14 protein-coding genes are annotated in these 17,235 nt (G+C 38.4%); 9 read left to right on the top strand and 5 right to left on the bottom strand.

Going from position 1 to position 17,235, the window contains the following annotated elements; translation table 11 throughout:
- Positions 1-247: 247 nt before the first annotated feature.
- Genes SUSAZ_09660 through SUSAZ_09670 form a run of 3 tightly spaced genes read right to left on the bottom strand, consistent with a single transcriptional unit; the run spans position 248 to position 3,299 of the window.
- Complete coding sequence (locus SUSAZ_09660; protein ID AHC52138.1) at positions 248-1,003, bottom strand: sugar ABC transporter ATP-binding protein; 756 nt, start codon at positions 1,001-1,003, stop codon at positions 248-250.
- The gene (locus SUSAZ_09665) at positions 996-2,066 is read right to left on the bottom strand and encodes a sugar ABC transporter permease (protein AHC52139.1); all 1,071 of its coding nucleotides are present in this window, start codon (positions 2,064-2,066) and stop codon (positions 996-998) included. Before SUSAZ_09665 ends, SUSAZ_09660 begins: the two co-directional genes overlap by 8 nt.
- Before the next feature lie 6 nt (positions 2,067-2,072).
- Positions 2,073-3,299: a sugar ABC transporter substrate-binding protein gene (locus SUSAZ_09670; GenBank protein ID AHC52140.1), complete on the bottom strand. Its 1,227-nt coding sequence runs from the start codon at positions 3,297-3,299 to the stop codon at positions 2,073-2,075.
- A 411-nt stretch (positions 3,300-3,710) separates the two neighbouring features.
- Here SUSAZ_09670 and SUSAZ_09675 point away from each other — a divergent pair, with 411 nt between their 5' ends.
- From SUSAZ_09675 to SUSAZ_09695, 5 genes are all read left to right on the top strand, one after another.
- On the top strand, positions 3,711-6,296 hold the full coding sequence (locus SUSAZ_09675) for an ABC transporter ATP-binding protein (GenBank protein ID AHC52141.1): 2,586 nt from the start codon (positions 3,711-3,713) through the stop codon (positions 6,294-6,296).
- Positions 6,297-6,847: 551 nt separating this feature from the next.
- Positions 6,848-7,930 (top strand): amidohydrolase, encoded by a 1,083-nt coding sequence (locus tag SUSAZ_09680; GenBank protein ID AHC52142.1) that lies wholly within the window; start codon positions 6,848-6,850, stop codon positions 7,928-7,930.
- Positions 7,931-7,987: 57 nt separating this feature from the next.
- A complete protein-coding gene (locus SUSAZ_09685; GenBank protein AHC52143.1) occupies positions 7,988-8,362 on the top strand; it encodes a metal-sulfur cluster biosynthetic enzyme in 375 nt (124 codons plus the stop codon).
- Positions 8,359-9,384, top strand: coding sequence for a molecular chaperone GroES (locus SUSAZ_09690; protein AHC52144.1), 1,026 nt, complete (start codon positions 8,359-8,361; stop codon positions 9,382-9,384). Before SUSAZ_09685 ends, SUSAZ_09690 begins: the two co-directional genes overlap by 4 nt.
- Positions 9,385-9,603: 219 nt before the next feature.
- Positions 9,604-10,842 (top strand): permease, encoded by a 1,239-nt coding sequence (locus SUSAZ_09695; protein ID AHC52145.1) that lies wholly within the window; start codon positions 9,604-9,606, stop codon positions 10,840-10,842.
- Positions 10,843-11,099: 257 nt separating this feature from the next.
- On the opposite strand, the gene SUSAZ_09700 is transcribed toward SUSAZ_09695, so the two are convergent.
- Entirely contained in the window at positions 11,100-11,234 is a 135-nt protein-coding gene (locus tag SUSAZ_09700; protein AHC52629.1) for a hypothetical protein, read from the bottom strand.
- A 256-nt stretch (positions 11,235-11,490) separates the two neighbouring features.
- Between SUSAZ_09700 and SUSAZ_09705 the strand changes: the two genes are divergently transcribed.
- The 4 genes from SUSAZ_09705 to SUSAZ_09720 all read left to right on the top strand — a co-directional run bounded on the left by SUSAZ_09705 (position 11,491) and on the right by SUSAZ_09720 (position 15,879).
- Complete coding sequence (locus SUSAZ_09705) at positions 11,491-12,336, top strand: peptidase S58 DmpA (GenBank protein ID AHC52146.1); 846 nt, start codon at positions 11,491-11,493, stop codon at positions 12,334-12,336.
- Between the two features lie 71 nt (positions 12,337-12,407).
- Positions 12,408-13,700 carry a transporter gene (locus SUSAZ_09710; GenBank protein ID AHC52147.1) on the top strand — a complete coding sequence of 431 codons (1,293 nt, stop codon included), beginning with the start codon at positions 12,408-12,410 and terminating at the stop codon, positions 13,698-13,700.
- A 126-nt stretch (positions 13,701-13,826) separates the two neighbouring features.
- Positions 13,827-14,621: a 3-oxoacyl-ACP reductase gene (locus tag SUSAZ_09715; protein AHC52148.1), complete on the top strand. Its 795-nt coding sequence runs from the start codon at positions 13,827-13,829 to the stop codon at positions 14,619-14,621.
- A gap of 16 nt (positions 14,622-14,637) precedes the next feature.
- The gene (locus tag SUSAZ_09720; protein ID AHC52149.1) at positions 14,638-15,879 is read left to right on the top strand and encodes a succinyl-diaminopimelate desuccinylase; all 1,242 of its coding nucleotides are present in this window, start codon (positions 14,638-14,640) and stop codon (positions 15,877-15,879) included.
- On the opposite strand, the gene SUSAZ_09725 is transcribed toward SUSAZ_09720, so the two are convergent.
- Positions 15,859-17,073: an allantoate amidohydrolase gene (locus SUSAZ_09725; protein AHC52150.1), complete on the bottom strand. Its 1,215-nt coding sequence runs from the start codon at positions 17,071-17,073 to the stop codon at positions 15,859-15,861. The genes SUSAZ_09720 and SUSAZ_09725 overlap by 21 nt on opposite strands.
- Between the last annotated feature and the right edge of the window lie 162 nt (positions 17,074-17,235).

The raw sequence follows: 17,235 nt of genomic DNA on the forward strand, positions 1-17,235 counted from the left end.
TAACTAAAAACTTATCTACTTTTATCACTTATTTCGAAAATTTTCAACAAAATTTTTGAGCTACATTAGTTAATGTTATTAATTTGACAACGAAAGCAGAAAAATTTTCCCCTTACAATAACCTGAGTTCAAGATAGTTTTCGTATTACCATGAAAAGATATAGAAATCGGATAATGTCTCAGGAATTTCTTAAACTGTACCCGCTTCCATAGGTAGACTTTTAAAATATCAAAAATACAAGTTAAGTTATCTTTTTTCTCCTAAATTAACTTTCCCTAGGGCAAAACTTGTCATAACCTCTGTTATCTCCTCCACATTAGTCTCCTCTTTCTTCTTATGAAATATTATTTTTCCTCTATCAAGTACATAAATCCTATCAGCAACATCATATCCCTGAATTATATTGTGGGTAATTATCAAGACACCGAGACCCTTCTTTTTTAGGTTTCGTGCTAACTCTAGTACTTTCCTAGCCTCTACGACGCTTAATGCTGCAGTGGGCTCGTCCATCAAAATCATTTTAGCAGAGAAATAAACCGCCCTAGCAACTGCTACTGCCTGCCTTTGTCCGCCTGATAAATTTTCCACTTTCATATTTATATCAGGTATTCTTATTTGTAGAGAATCCAGTAATTTTTTAGACTCCTCCATCATTTTTTTCTTATTTAGGAAGATCTTGTTTGTTACCTCCCTGGCTAAGAATATGTTATAATAAATTGGTAAATCGGGTATCAGGGCTAAATCCTGATATATGGTCTCTATACCTAAACTTCTCGCATCATTCGGAGAGTTAAATATGACCTTCTTTCCCTCAAATATTAGGTCTCCACGGTCAGGTTTGTGATAACCTGAAATTATCTTAATTAGCGTTGATTTTCCCGCTCCGTTATCGCCAAGCAAAGCAACCACTTCACCCTTATTGATCTCCATTGATACACCGTCTAAAGCTTTAACAGCACCAAAACTCTTATGAACATCCCTTATCTCTAGTAGGTCACTCATTTTCCTCAACTCTCCTATATATTTTTTGTATTTTAAATTTTAATATTTTTGTTATTCTATCTTTGCTTTCAGGGGATGAAGACGTAGCAGTAGTAATTGACTTCAGCTTATATGATGCCCTCCTCGCGTAATACGAAAGTACCATCACAACCACTATAGCCCCTCCCAAGATCGCGTCAAACTCATAGGCATTTATGCCAAGTATGTTAAATCCGTTCAGAAGCTCAGATATAAATACTGAACCTAAAAAGGCACCGACCAGACTACCCTTTCCTCCCACTAACGATGTCCCACCTATCACTGCAGCAGCTATACCCTCTAATACCACGTCTGCGGTGAAGTTTGTTGCACCAATGGTCAGGACTCTAGATCCCTGAATTATACCTACTAAGGCTCCAATGTTTGCCATTATTATGAAATTTATAATTTTCACCCTATCTACAGGTACACCTACCTCTGAGGCTCCGGTAGGATTACTCCCTGCCGCTATTGTCCAAACTCCTATCTTAGTATAATGTAATAGTAGTATTAGAAAGACCAATGCCCCTAATGACCATATAAAGGGTACAGGGAGAATTGAGACAGTCCCTCCAAGGAATCTGAAATATGGAAATGACTCAGGATATCCACCTGAGTAAATTAATGCTATACCATTGAAAAGGAAAAGTGTGCCCACAGTCGTTATTAATGAGTTCACTTTAGCCTTAGTTGTAATCAAACCATTCATAAGACCTATTAATGACGCTAGACCTAAACTCAACAGTATTGAGACCACTATGGCAGGTGTCGGTGAAATTGCCTGATATATGGAGTTATATATGGTCAAGGTTATTAATGGTACGAAATTTGCCAGTGCGGGAGGTGATAAGTCGATCTCTCCGCACAACATAAGCATAGCTTCCCCTATAGCAATAATCCCAATTTCTGCCAGATACTGAAATATTGTGGTTATGTTATTTGAGCTAAAATAGGCAGAGTTCTCGAAGTAGAAAAACAGCGCAATAATTATATTTACTAAAAAAAGCTGAAATTCAAATCTTCTAACTACATTTAATATATTCATTGCAGGTTACCCACTTGAAGATGATGAACTACTTGAAGATGAGGATGATGTAGTTGATGTAGGTTTATAAGCTGTCGACGAACCCTCATATCTTGACGCCAGTAAATAAGGCTGTATATTGCTCGTGGTTATGAACTTGGAGCCGGTGTCAATATTTAATGGATATACTAAAGTGTCAGATATTAAGTAAAGATATATTGCCAAAGTTGGGAGGAAACCTTGTAGGTATGGCTGCTGATCTATTGTGAAGTCCAGGTAACCATCAACTATGTTTTGAATAGTTGCAGGTAATAGATCATATCCACCCGCAGCTATTGTACCACCATTTGATGCAGTCTTTATCCCATGTTCTCTCAGCACATTACCTACACCCTGAGTACTTCCCGCATCTACTGCAAACATTCCCTTTACATCAGGATGACTGTTAAAGTAACTCTCAATAGCAGTCTGTTCATCACTTACTAAAGCGCCAGTTGCTACAACATCAATAGTGTAGTGTCCCTGAATGACACTTTGAATTCCGTCTATTCTTGGTTGTATATTAGCTGTACCAGGTGTTGCTATAAATAACGCAACTCTGGAACCTGAAGGAACTAAATTAAGTATTCTCTGCCCAAACAACTGACCTGAGGCATATAGTGACTGCCCAATATAGCCTAGATAGGGTGGATTATGGTATTGAGAGTAGTTTGGATCGTCTGTAGGGATATAAGCGTTATAAGCAAACACAGGAATACCAGCATTTAATGCATCTTGGGTAGGCTTATCAAAAGCATTAGGTGATATAACAGAAACTGCTATACCATTTGCACCTTGAGATATAGCAGCCTCCATATCATTTACCATTGTAGTAGTATCTGAGGTTTCTGAACCAGTCCATTGAGAGTTGCAATCTAGTAATAAACAAGCATCTTGAATCCCGTATTGTGTTGGAACGAAGAAGGGATTTGTAGTCACATGATTGATAAAGACAATTTTCCATGTTGGATGCTCTGGGACTTGTCCATACATAAACCCTGACTGTGGAGGAGCAATGCCTGAGGATGAAGAGCCCTTGGGTGCAGTTACGTATCCTGACCCAAATCCTGCACCAAATGCTGCTAGAACTCCAGCAATAATACCGCCCTTTGCTAATGTAGACAGTGCTCTCCTTCTGGATAAGTCTGTTTTAGACACCTGATTAATTATAGCTTTTGCAATCTCCTCTTTAATTTCATCTTTGGATTTTGCCATGTTATGATAAGTAGGACGCCTATCAATTATTAGTATTTATATTAACATGTTAAACGTTATAAACGCAGAGTAATAATTATAAATATAAAATTGCAATTAGTATTTATATTTTCTTTAATCGTTTCTTACACCTAAAACATATGAGTAGTTGACATGGAGACGTTTGATATGGTTTCTTAACTTATTGCAGAATGTTAGAGAGGTCCGTTTTATTCAAAAATTTTCCTAATCTTTGATTTTTTCATAAATGGTTTTCTCAGCGATATCATAATAAATAGTTTGACCTCAGAAACCTCGCATTTTCGTTGCCTCTCACTAAAATAGGTCTAACTCATTCACTTCATCATTAATATATAGGGTTTCAACTTGTTTATAAAAAGTCTTTTTAAATAGAAATCTTCCAATCTTTATATGAAAAGAGAGTTAACAGCAACTAATTTTCATGCCATGGTCAACACTGATTTAGGAAGAGACCTTAAATTAGAACAGGAAACTGTCGAGATAACAGGGAATAAGGCTAAAGTCTATGACTCGAAACACAATGAGGTCCTGAATCTGAACGGGGTAGTTAGACTTAATGTGGAGAGCGGAATAACCATAAGTAAACTTATAGGTACAATGACAGATGGTAAGGTTGTTGAATTAGCTTACTTTACAAAGAGAAAAGAGGAAGTCTTCAAAAAATTGGCAGAGGCATTTAACTCTGGAGAGCAGATAGAGATTAAAGACGAGGTAGATGATAAGAGCCACAAGCCCGGGGTAAATACACTCAGGTGGTTATTTTCCATATCATCTAGATATAGAAAGACCATGATATTAGGTGCAATACTATCACTTATCTCAACGGGATTAAACCTCGTACCCCCTTACTTGCTTAAGATACTGATTGACAACGTATTGATATCCAACGATCACTCTACACAACTATTCCAATTGATAGTACTACTCCTTTTCACCTCATACGCTAGCCTAGCCTTAGTATCCTCTTTACAAACTAGAATATTAAACAATTTAGGTTCTAGAATTATAAATGATTTGAGGGAAATATTGTATAATCATGTCATTAAGCATGACTACTCATTTATAGAGAGAATCTCGCCCAGCAGAATATTATCCAGGCTCACCACAGATGCTGGCAATACAAACTGGTTACTAGTCTGGGGATTACCTACGCTAGTAACTAACTTCTTCACTCTACTAGGGATAGGAGTGATACTCTTTACACTCAACCCATTACTAGCCACATTTATCCTTATACCCATACCACTTATCCTATTCATGGTGGTAAGATATAGGAAGAGATCACATAGGTTATACCATAGAAACTGGAGGAGAAGCGCTGATATAACATCAAGGATAAATGACACAATACCCAACTTCTTAGTGGTCAGGTCTTTCTCGAAAGAGGAATATGAGAGTAAAAGGCTCAGAAACATGTTAGATAAACTTTATGAGTCCAGTGTAACAATAAACAGGTTAAATTCTCTATATTGGCCTATAATAGGTCTAGTGGTTAACCTTTCCACAGTTATAATATGGTGGGTAGGTGGTCATGAAGTCATTTCAGGAGTAATTGAACTAGGTGTCATAACAGCCTTCATTGCCTACCTATCACAGTTTTATAGCCCTATAAATAATCTCAGTAACGTCTTACCCTTTATTCAGCAGTCTCTCACATCGGCAGAGAGGATAAGAGAAGTGCTAGAGGTAAAACCACAAATTACGAATTCTGAAGCCCCCAAAAGACCAGTTATGCCCTCAGAGATAGTGTTTGAGAACGTTTTCTTTGGTTATGATCCCCACTTCCCAGTTGTAAAGAACCTAAACATAAACATTAGACCAGGAGAAAAGGTTGCAATTGTGGGGAAAAGCGGGTCAGGTAAGAGCACCATTGCAAAATTGTTATTGCGGTTCTATGATGTTAATAAGGGAAAAATAACCATAGGCGGTGTTGACTTAAAGGAAATTGATATAGATTACTTGAGGAGGAAAGTTGCATACGTCCCTCAGGACGTTGTCCTGTTTGACACTACTGTTGGTTATAACGTTGCATATGGTTCAGATAACGTGAACGAAACAGATATAGTAAGGGCTTGTAAAACAGCTAAAATACATGATGAGATAGTGAGATTGCCTTTCGCGTATGACACTATTCTAGGTGAGAGGGGGACATATCTCTCAGGAGGGCAAAGGCAAAGGCTAAGCATAGCCAGGGCGATTATAAAGAACCCGGATGTTTTAATTTTTGATGAGGCAACGTCTAATTTAGACGTAGTTAGTGAAAGGGAAGTTTACGAGGCAATGATGGAGGTCTCAAGAAATAAGACTGTAATACTCATAACCCACAATATACATGAGGTAATGAACGCTGATAAGGTAATAGTCTTAGAAAATGGTGAGGTAATAGAGAGGGGAAAACCTAGAGAGCTATTACGTAGCGAAACATACTTCCATAAGATTTTCAAAGACCAAATAAACGAGGAGAACGTGTTCTCCAAGAACGGTAATGGGAAAGAGATACATGACATAAGGATACTAGATCCCCGGTCAACTATGATAACTCCTGCAGAGAGGAGGAGCAGGGTTACTGTTAAAGCTGAAAATGAGATATATAGGGACCTCATTCCTAAGGCACTATTTCCCATAACGAACCCTAAGTTCATAGGATTTTATAGTGATGACGGTAAGGAGATATTTCTGCTTGAGGACTACAGTGAACTAGATAACGAATCGTTGAAGGTATTAGAAAATGCTCTGTTATACAATAACCTCGTATTTAAGGTTGTTAAGATAAATAATATCAACATAAAGGGAGATCAGTTAGAATGGGATCTTGTAACAGATAAAGGAGTTTCTAAGACATTTACTTTGGGGAGGAGGAATGTAGTTGTTTTCGAGAAAAAGGTTGTGCTAATAGACCGTAATGATAACCTATATGAAATAAATATGGAAAGTATTGATAGGAGAAGCTTAAGATTATTACTGGAGACCATCTGAACTATGATTTGCAGATGCCTTTTTATGGTCTTAGAACTTCAGCAGTGACGTTGATTTTCAGTATTTCTTAGTTCGCCCATCTCCTCAGATTCAAATACGTACTCTCCTTTAATCACCGTGTTATTTCTATATGATCTTTAAGATAGGGGAGAGAACAAAGATAGGAAAAACGAAACTGCGTTCAACGACGGTACTAAAAAAGAGGAGTAACTTAAGTTAAAAAAGGTTTACCTTGATGTCGGTGTTGGCGTTACAGTTATCTTCTCTCTCTTTGTTCTCCTCTGCTTTATCATAGTTTTCTCGTATTTTTCGTAGCACATACTAGCTAACATCATTTTATTAAAATATAAGCTTTCTTTAATAAAAAATAAAGTCATACTAATACATTTGAAGAATTACTTATACCAAGAAAATAGTAAGAACCAAAACCTAAAGATCTTAAATTTACCTTTATATTTAATAATTTATTATTTCTATATTAATGCATTATAATCAAACCAATAAAAATTTTTATATAAACAAATTATATTAGTAAAAAATAGGTGGTAAATTTGATTGTAATTGAGTATAAAAGTGGTAGAAGGGAGGAAATTCCTGTAATAGACTACCACGCTCATATTTGGAAAGCTGACGAAAGTAACTGGTTAAGACCAGAGCTAGCAAAGGGTTGGATAAGTTGTTTTTATGATTATCAGACCGCCTTAACCCCTGATGAGTATAGAATGGATTTCGAGACCTTTGAGTACTATGGTCATGAGAAGTTCATTGAGGACGTAATGATAAATGGATATGTTGACGTTGCAATAACTCAACCTCAATATCTACTTTACTTTTATAAGAAACCTTTCGGGAACACAGAGGAATTTGGTAAATTAGCAGTAGAGAATCCATATCGTTTCGTTATAGGTACTAGATTTGACCCAAGGGATGGGGAGGAAGGAAAGAGACAATTGGAGGAAGATGTTAGGAAGTACAGGGTCAAACCATGGCAAATGAGACATGTTAAGTTGTATACAGCTGAATGGAAAGAGGTTGACGGAAAGCTATCAAGGGGGTGGAGACTAGACTCAAAGGAGGCTTATGAATTCCTTGAGTTCAGTAAATCTTTAGGTATAAACATCTTCGTCGCCCATAAGGGTCCCACAGTTTGGCCATTAGACAAAGACTCATTTGACGTAAAGGATGTAGACGCAGTAGCCTCATCGTTCCCTGAACTTAAGTTTGTTGTAACTCATGTTGGACTACCTAGACTAGACGACTTTTGCTGGATAGCAACACAAGAGAAGAACGTATATGGAGGATTAGCAGTAGCCTCAGCTTTCATAAGGAAAAGACCCAAATATTTCGCTAGTATTATTGGGGAGTTGTTGTTCTGGTTGGGAGAAGACAGGGTTTTGTGGGGTAGTGATTATGCTATTTGGAACCCTAAATGGCTAATAGAGGACTTCATGAAATTTGAATTACCAGAGGAGATCAAGAGGGAGTATGGCGTTGAGTTAACAATCAACACCAAGAAGAAGCTACTATACCAGAATGCCTCAAAACTATGGGGTATACCTATAGAGGAAGTAATGAGAAGGGAAGATGAGATAACGAGGAGGAGGAACTTACTTCATGTAAAGATGGAGGGGTAAGATACGGATGTAGAGAAAATCCTAGATAGTGTATTTGATCCAGAGACTAACTACTCAATGTATAAGATGAAATTCCTAAAGGGATATTATGAAGACGATAAGGGAAACTTACACCTGATAATATCTCCTCCCACCTTTTGGTGCCCCCCACTTTTCCTCTACATTATGTTAGAGGAGATTAGAAATAGACTACCTGACGCTATCATTGAGGTTAGGGACCATCATGACTCTAAGAAACTCTCAGAATGTATTAATAACGGTCTTAAGTTTCATGAGTGTTACAGTAACGAATCACTGAATGGTGATGAATACGATAAAGTTAAGAGGTCATTTGAGGAGAAGAGGAGTAATAAATACGGTAAATTGGTACAACTTTCTTTAAATATGAATGGAGAATTATGTAAATTAATAGCTGAGGCGAAGGAAAGATGAAAGCTGTGAGAATTCATGAGTATAACAAACCATTAAAGTTAGATGATGTACCTGAACCTAAGATATCTTCACCTTACGACATAATTGTTAAGATTAAGGGAGCAGGAGTTTGCAGAACTGACCTACACATTCAAGAGGGAGTTTGGAAGGACATATTCAATCCAAAACTTCCTTTCACGATAGGTCATGAGAACGTGGGAGTTGTGGAGGCTAAAGGAGATAATGTAGACTGGTTGAACGTCGGAGACCAGGTAATTCTGCATCCCTATACAACATGTAGGAGATGTAAAGCTTGCAGGTCTGGGAATGATATGCATTGCCCCAATGGAAAATTTCCTGGTTTGGACGGCACTGATGGGGGATATGCTGAATACTTGAGAACATCAGCCTACTCAGCAATAATAGTACCTAAGGGTGTCGACCTAATATCAATGGCTCCACTTGCAGATGCAGGCTTAACAGCTTACCACGCAGTTAAGAAGGTGTCTAAGGAACTTACCCCAGGTACATTTTTAGTAATAATTGGCGTAGGTGGTCTGGGACACATAGGAATTCAAGTTGCTAAAGCAATCACGTCAGCTAAAATTATAGCAGTAGATCTGGATGAGGATAAACTCAAGATGGCTAAGGAGTTAGGAGCTGACTACATAGTTAATGGCAAGGACGCTATTCAGGAGATAATAAAGATCACCGATAACGTGGGAGCCGATGTGGTCATTGACTTTGTTGGAGAGCACAATACGCCCAAAGACGCTGTGTCCATGATTAAGAAGGGAGGTATTTACTCGATAGTGGGATATGGTGGTGAATTTAGAGATCCAACTGTAGACTTCATCAGCAGGGAAATAAGCGTGTTAGGGAATTTAGTGGGAACCTATAACGAGTTAAGTGAATTGGTCCAATTATACGTGGAAGGTAAAGTGAAAGTAAGAGTTAAAACTTTCTCCCTAGATGAAGCAAATAAAGCCTTAGAGGAGTTAAGTAAAGGTTTAATTCCAGGGAGAGGTATCCTGAAGCCATAATAGTTTTTTACCTCTTATTGAACTGTAGTCGGTTATAACAAGAAAACTTGTTTGCAGATCTTCAAATGACCAGTGTAAAGAGGGAGACGACAACAACTGCCTTTTCTTCTGAACCGCTCTAGACTTTCACAGTTAGTCCACGATCTGGAACCTGAAAATATCACGCCCCAGACTTCTTATACATAAGATATAAAAGTTTGGTATCAATCAAATTCTGAGATGTCTAAAGAGGACAGACTTACAGCGAACCACATAAAACTGATCATATTTAACGTTATAAGTTACACATTTCTAGTGTATAACGCAAGCAGTGTTATAGCATACACTTCCCAAAATCTCGCTCAAGAGATCTTTCATGGTCTCTATCCGTTTTCAGTTATAGGAATTTACACAAGCTTAGTCCTATCCTATGGCCTCAGAATTGCCGGAGCTAGCCTATTAGGACCACTATCAGACAAGCTTGGAAGAAGAGTTGCTACAATTATAGGTGGAATTGGCTCCTCTACTGCAACAGCCCTAATCGGGTTTCTTCCTCCTTATACTTCTATAGGAATATTTTCAATCATTTTGTACTTCCTACTGGTTTCAATTCAAGGTTTATTCACAGGACCATTAAGTGCAGGAGTTCAGGTGATAGGTGTGGAAAACTTACCTGAGAGGCACAGAGGTTGGTTTAGTGGTATAGGAATTGCAGTTAGTGGTACGGCATATTTAGTTGCAGTAGGTCTCTCACTTATATCAGGGAGTAATTGGAGGTTTCTATTCTGGGGATCCTTAATCATGGTCCCCATATCCCTTTTAGCTCCAGAGTCGTCTAGGTTCAGGAAATTAAAGGAAAAAGTGAAAAGCCCTAGGAAGATTATCCTGGAGAAATATGGTAATTATCTGAAGTTTGCGTTTCTACTAAGTTTTCTGTGGGCTAGTGTTAACTTTGTCATAGGCATAATACTCCCCACATTTTTGTCCTTCGTCAATAACTTTACAGAGAGTGAAATTAGGGAGGTCATACTAGTATATTCACTAGTTAGTATAGTATCTGCCTTTGTAGGAGGAGAATTAAGTGAAATCTTTGGTAGAAAAAGACTTTCACTGGTGGGAGGAACTCTTGGAATCCTGGTTAGCCCGACTTACTTCCTCATAGCCTCATTAAATAGTTTGTATTATGTTATTTTATATATTAGTTTGTTAACATTTTTGGGTTTTTTAGGAGCGGGAGGTATACTGGCACTTGTTAACGAGAGTTTTCCTACTAATGTGAGAGGAACAGGAGTATCCATGAGTTGGAATATGGGTTTCTTTGGTGCTACTCTAGTAGCGTTGACTGTTGTATCACCGTCTTCTTACTTTAATGTTTTACCATTGGGAGAATTTCTCGCACTTCTAATTTTGGGCTCATCCATAATTGCGGTCAGTTTATTTGCGATGGAGACAAGGGGCATGATAGATAAGGAAAAATAAAAAAATATGATAGTAACCTGAAGAAAAAACCTACGAGCCCTAGAGGCTAGGTCTCTGTTGGGAGAGGCACTTTCAATAAGCAGAGTGCTTTCTCCAACAGATGTAAAAAGAAGGACTGTGCATCTGACCTCCTCCCCGCCCTAAAGGGTTCCTTTAGAGCGATTCACAGGTTTATGATTTACCGCCTTCACCCTCATCGTCTCATAACTAGTGAGTATCACCCACCCCACTCCACCCATCCAGCGGTAAACCAAAGGCTAGGTCTTCAACCACTTTACCCCTATCCCTCTGGTCAAACCCTCATTCCACCCTCCTTGAGACTCAGGAATATTGTTTTTCAGCATGAGGACACTTAATTGAACTAATATACCCATTTCCTTGGGTTTCCTCACGCATCATTTTAACCAAATTTAACATCTTAACGATACTATAAAAACCTCACCCCGCCTTAAAAGACAAGGCTTGCCGATTCTTTGTCACGTAATAACTTTAAATATTCTGACCATGATAAATCATTGTGCCATTTATGTCAGCTTAATTTGAGATAAGTATATTTACTATTCCCATCAAGCCTCGATTTAGACATGGATATAAAGTCTTTATATGACCTATAAGCTCTAATTATCTTGTGGGTTTATGTCAAAGGAAATTAGCGTTGAGGGAATTCTTGTTGGTGGTTACACCGATGAAAAAGCTAAATCAGGTTTAACTGTCATAGTCACTGAAGGGGATAACGTAGCCGGTATATCACAAAGAGGGGGCTCACCAGCTACTTTGAACACTGATCTTTTGAGACCAGGTCATAGACAAGATCAATCAGTTAATGCCATTGCCCTAACTGGAAGGAGTGTATTTGGATTTAAGGCTGTACAAGGTGTTGTTCAAGAGCTATTTAATAAAAAAGTGGGGTTTAAGATAGTAAATCTACGAATTCCCATAGTGTCAGCAGCTGCAATATATGACCTATATGAAAATTCTATCCTTCCAACAGAGGAGTGGGGATTCAAGGCTCTCGAATCACTATCAACTGAGATTCCCATAGGAAGATATTGGGCAGGAAGAGGAGGTACAGTAGGTAAGGTAGTTGGTCTAAAATATGCTAAACCTGGAGGTCAGGGTTACCACGAGCTTAAAAAGGGGAATATCAAAGTCGGAGTTATCGCTGTACTTAATAGTGTAGGCAATATATATGACGAGAGTGGAAAATTAATCGCTGGAAATGAATTCACATCTATAGACGAAAATACTTTGGGGACAACTTTAGGAGTGGTAATTACAAATGCTAAACTATCGAACTCTGACGCCTGTAGATTAGCTAGCATAGTTGAGAATGGCTTTTCCTCGGTTATAAGACCATATAACCTCTCCTTGGATGGTGATACTGTTTTCGCCATAGCTACAAACAGAGTCGAAGTTAAATTCGATGAGCTGAACGCAATGGCTTATGAAGCAGCTAGGAAGTCTGTAATATCTGTGTACTCAGAGGGACAATGAGCTCTACAGAACCATGTAAAACGTAACTGTACTGTTTGAAAGTTAAATACCTATTTTGCCTAAATGTATACATGCCTTTTTATGGCTTAAGTAGGGAACAGTGGTTAGCCGTACTGGGGGCGTGGGCAGGATGGCTTATGGATGGCTATACCAGCATAGCTTATGCATTGGCTGCTGTAACCCTATCTCACCTCTTCTTTCCTGTATCAAACCAAGTCATAAGTCTCATAGCCACGTTTGGAGGTTTAGCCACTGGTGCAATTGCAAGACCCATAGGCTCTCTAATATTCGGTAATTTCATCGGGGATAAACTAGGAAGAAGAAGTATGCTTACTGTTACCATATTAGGCTTTTCCATATTCGGAGCCTCTAAGGGTTTACTTCCTACTTATTCTCAAGTTGGTATTTTAGCTCCCATCCTAATCTACTTAATCCTTTTTATTGAGGGAATGTTTGCAGGAGCGGAATATGGGGGAGGTACGTCTTTAGCTCTTGAAAATGTGCCAATCGATAAGAGAGCTTTTATCGGTGCATTCATTCAGAGCGGATTTGGAACTGGATACTTCATAATAAGTCTTGTTTACTCTGGTATTTACAACCTGTTCTTGAACAATTTTCAAATGATAGGCTGGAGGATATTCTTCCTGACATGCCTTGCACCTGGTATTCTAACTCTCGTCATTAGATTGATATCAAAAGAGACTCCCGTCTTTGAGGAAATGAGAAATAGGGAGGAAATATTGAAGGTTCCTATAAAGACTCTATTTAAGGACTCGTATATTCAAATACTGATTGGTCTACTGATAACCAGCGGATTGCTTTACATCAATAACGCCACCTTTAACATATATCCAACAGTTATGAGTCTCAGCAATATTCAAGGAGGACTGATAGGGATTGGAGTTGCTATAATAAACCTTATCTCGCTTTTCGGTGTTTGGACAGGAGGACTTTTGGCTAACTTGATCTCTGGTAGAAAGAGACCAATGTTAATTTACGCCATATTGTTCACAGTGTCTATTTATCCAATTTTATACTTTGGTATTACTAACAATTTTACAACGGCAACTACGGTGTTTAGTATACAGGCTTTTCTAGAGGCAATGATATTCTCCACTTTACCATCCTTCCTCAGTGAACAATTCAGCAAAAAATATAGGACAACCGGTGTCGGTTTCACTTACAATGGAGGTGCTATAATTGGAGGGTTTTCCATTAGTATAATATTCGCAATTTCCACCTATATAGGACTCTTCAATTCATGGTTCATTAACTTGACCATTGCATCAATAGCTATGATCATAGGTATTTTGATATCCAAAGAGACATATTATATTGGCAAAGAGGATCCAATAAGGAAGTGATATTTCCCAAATGACTTAAAAGTAGGATAAGAGCAAATGCACAACTGGGAGATGTTCACTCCACTCAATAGTATCTGCACTAGTGTAAATATATTTTTGGCTACATAAATTATAAATTGAACAAAAATGGACATTGATAGACTCTTTTCAGTAAAAGGTATGAACGCTGTTGTTTTAGGAGCATCGAGTGGTATAGGAAAAGCCATAGCTGAGATGTTCTCGGAAATGGGAGGCAAAGTCGTACTGAGCGATATTGATGAAGAAGGATTAAAGAGGCTCTCTGACTCCCTGAAGTCTAGAGGTCATGAAGTAAACCACATGAAATGTGACATAACTGATCTCGATCAGGTAAAGGAATTAGTCAATTTATCTTTGTCCGTTTACGGAAATGTAGATGCTCTGTACGTTACACCTTCAATTAATGTTAGAAAATCTATTGAGAATTACACTTATGAGGACTTTGAAAAGGTTATAAACGTTAACCTCAAGGGAAATTTTATGGTTGTAAAGGAATTTCTCCCCGTTATGAAAAATAATAAGCGAGGGGGTAGTGTGGTTCTCTTCTCGTCCATTAGGGGAACCGTTGTGGAGCCTGGACAGAGTGTTTATGCTATGACCAAGGCAGGAATAATACAGTTAGCTAAAGTGGCAGCAGCTGAATACGGTAAGTACAACATTAGAGTAAATGTGATAGCTCCAGGTGTCGTAGATACACCACTGACCAGACAAATAAAGAGTGATCCAGAATGGTTTAAGGCATATACCGAAAAGACCATATTGAAGAGATGGGCAACACCAGAAGAACTTGCTAGTGTGGCACTTTTCCTAGCCATGCCTGCCTCCTCATATATTACAGGAACCGTAATATACGTTGATGGGGGATGGACTGCAATAGATGGTAGATATGATCCAAAGGTGTAATTAAGGGGTGTAGGTAATGGACTTGTTAGAGGATAAATTTGAGGAGATCGAGAAGGAGGCTTTAGATCGTTTAAAGGAGATTATTAAGATACCGACCGAGAACCCTCCAGGGATAAACTACCAAAAGATTGTGGATAAACTTGATGAGATCTTAAGAGATTTAGGCTACAAGACAGAGATCTTTAACCCCTCTGAAGAGGAATTAAAGAGACTGGTTAGGTTTGGAGAAGGGGATAGACCAAACCTAGTTGGATATATAGGTAATGGAGGAACTAGGATTGCGTTCAATGGTCATTATGACGTAGTTCCCGCAGGATATGGTTGGACTGTAAGTCCTTATTTAGCTATTGTAAAGGATGGTAAATTATATGGCAGAGGCTCAGCTGACATGAAGTCAGGGATCATTGCAGGGATATATGCCGTTGAGTTGTTAAAAAGAGCAAAATCATTACCTTCCAATTTGCAGGTAATACAGACATTTGTTCCAGATGAGGAGACTGTTGGAAACGTAAATGCTGGATCCCATTACCTTGTGGAAAAAGGTGTTTTAAAGAGAGGTAAAGTGGATTACGTCATATTCACGGAGCCTACAGGTTCTGATAATATATGTTATGGTCATAGGGGAGCTATATGGGCAATTGTGAAAATATATGGAAAGAAAAGCCATGGGGGGTTTCCTCAACTAGGAGTAGACGCTGTGAAAGTATCCATGAAAATAATACAAGAATTATACAATTCCATTCCAGACACAGTCTCTAGATACAATATCATACCAGAGGTTTCCAAGAGACCTTCAGTACTAGTTGGAACTATAAGATGTGGGAGTTGGATGAATACGGTAGCTGATTATTGTGAATTGAGTATAGTGAGAAGACTAATTCCAGAGGAAAATCTTTATGACGTGAGAGGTAAAATTATCAACGTCATAGAGAGGGTTACAATGGACTATAAGGCTAAGTACGATTATGATGAGTTTTATTCAGTGGAGACAATCACCTCAGATGTGAAAAACGAAATATATGAAGTAATGAGGAGGAAAATCAAGGAGGTCAGGCAAAGGGAACCAGAGCTAGTGTTATCCCCTGGAACTTTTGATATGAGATTTACCGTCAAGGAGGGGATTCCATCAATAAACTATGGACCAGGAAAAATAGAACAGGCTCATGTCACAGATGAGTATGTGGAAATAAAAGACTTCTTCGATAGTATCAAAGTGTTGAGCTTAACGCTATTAGAACTAAGTAAGACCATCAAGTAATTCCACAGTCTTCGCTAGTACTCTTAAACCGTTGACCATGTCCCTATCAGACGAATACTCCTCTTTGGAATGGCTTATACCGAGGTGAGATGGTATGAATATCATGCCCACCCTTGAGACTCTTATCATGTATTGAGCATCATGACCAGCCCAACTGTATAAGAACTTGTACTTTAACCCAAGTTGATTACAAGCCTTCTCGATAATGCTTACAACTTCCTTATCAAATTTAACCTGCTCAGCAGTCCACAAATGTTTCTCCTCTATCTCTAGGTTCTCTTGATTTGCAATCTCTTCAGCTAGCCTCTTAGCCTCTCTTACTGCTCTCTCCCTATCCTCCTTTTCTATACTTCTCAGGTCAAGAGTTAATGTCACTTCGCCAGGTATGGCATTATAAATATTGGGTTTCAGGTTCATTATACCTACAGTTGCTCTTAGATCTCTGGTACTTCTGGCATAATCCCTTATACTCGTGATAAATTTTGAAGCACCTACTAGTGCATCCCTTCTCCGACCCATTGGTGTTGGTCCTGCCTGACTAGATTGACCTTTAAACTTGAATTCATATACACTTAATCCAGCTATTCCTAAGGGGATGCCTATCTGGAATCCTTCCTCCTCTAGGACCGGTCCTTGTTCAATATGTAACTCAAGGTAAAATTTAGGCTTATTGTGAACTATTCTGTTACTCTCATTGCCTAAAAAACCCGATCTCTCTAGGGCTTTTTCAAACGTTATACCATCTTTATCAACTACAGAGTATACGTACTCCCTGTTGAAGACTCCTGTTGTCAGACCTGAACCCATGAGTGAGGGTTTAAACCTTGATCCCTCCTCATTTGTGAAATCGATAAGCGAAATGGTGTGATTGGTGTGAACTCCATGTCCTCGTAATCCTCTTAATATTTCTAAACCTGCCATTACTCCATAAAATCCATCATATTTTCCTCCATAGGGTACAGAGTCCATATGTGAACCTATAGCTATCTTGTCCTCACTTTCACCTGCTATATTTGCTATTATATTGCCTGCATCATCAACGTTAATTTCAGCCCCTAAAGAGGAAAGAATTTTGGTAAGTTCAATCCTTGCCTGTATGTCATGTTCAGTCAGAGCTACCCTCATGGCTCCGTCTTCAGTCCATCCAATGTTACTCAGTTTATGGAATGTTTCTACGAAGCGATTCTCGTCTATAAAGCTCATACTTATATCTATCTTTACATGAATTATTTAACCTTTTTAACCTCATTTAACAAATAACTTTTCAGGTCAGTTGGGAGAAAATAGAGGAGTGTCTAGTTGTGTGAGTGAAATGTTACATCTCTCTGAGTCTGAATTACTAAGTTAAAATAGACT

The sequence above is a fragment of the Sulfolobus acidocaldarius SUSAZ genome, assembly GCA_000508305.1.
Classification (GTDB): Archaea; Thermoproteota; Thermoprotei_A; order Sulfolobales; family Sulfolobaceae; genus Sulfolobus; species Sulfolobus acidocaldarius_A.

Excerpts from the sequence above, each read along its gene's own strand:
- SUSAZ_09660 (AHC52138.1), bottom strand. The coding sequence starts at position 1,003 with ATGAGTGACCTACTAGAGATAAGGGATGTTCATAAGAGTTTTGGTGCT.
- SUSAZ_09665 (AHC52139.1), bottom strand. The coding sequence starts at position 2,066 with ATGAATATATTAAATGTAGTTAGAAGATTTGAATTTCAGCTTTTTTTA.
- SUSAZ_09670 (AHC52140.1), bottom strand. The coding sequence starts at position 3,299 with ATGGCAAAATCCAAAGATGAAATTAAAGAGGAGATTGCAAAAGCTATA.
- SUSAZ_09675 (AHC52141.1), top strand. The coding sequence starts at position 3,711 with ATGAAAAGAGAGTTAACAGCAACTAATTTTCATGCCATGGTCAACACT.
- SUSAZ_09685 (AHC52143.1), top strand. The coding sequence starts at position 7,988 with ATGTATAAGATGAAATTCCTAAAGGGATATTATGAAGACGATAAGGGA.
- SUSAZ_09690 (AHC52144.1), top strand. The coding sequence starts at position 8,359 with ATGAAAGCTGTGAGAATTCATGAGTATAACAAACCATTAAAGTTAGAT.
- SUSAZ_09695 (AHC52145.1), top strand. The coding sequence starts at position 9,604 with ATGTCTAAAGAGGACAGACTTACAGCGAACCACATAAAACTGATCATA.
- SUSAZ_09710 (AHC52147.1), top strand. The coding sequence starts at position 12,408 with ATGCCTTTTTATGGCTTAAGTAGGGAACAGTGGTTAGCCGTACTGGGG.
- SUSAZ_09715 (AHC52148.1), top strand. The coding sequence starts at position 13,827 with ATGGACATTGATAGACTCTTTTCAGTAAAAGGTATGAACGCTGTTGTT.
- SUSAZ_09720 (AHC52149.1), top strand. The coding sequence starts at position 14,638 with ATGGACTTGTTAGAGGATAAATTTGAGGAGATCGAGAAGGAGGCTTTA.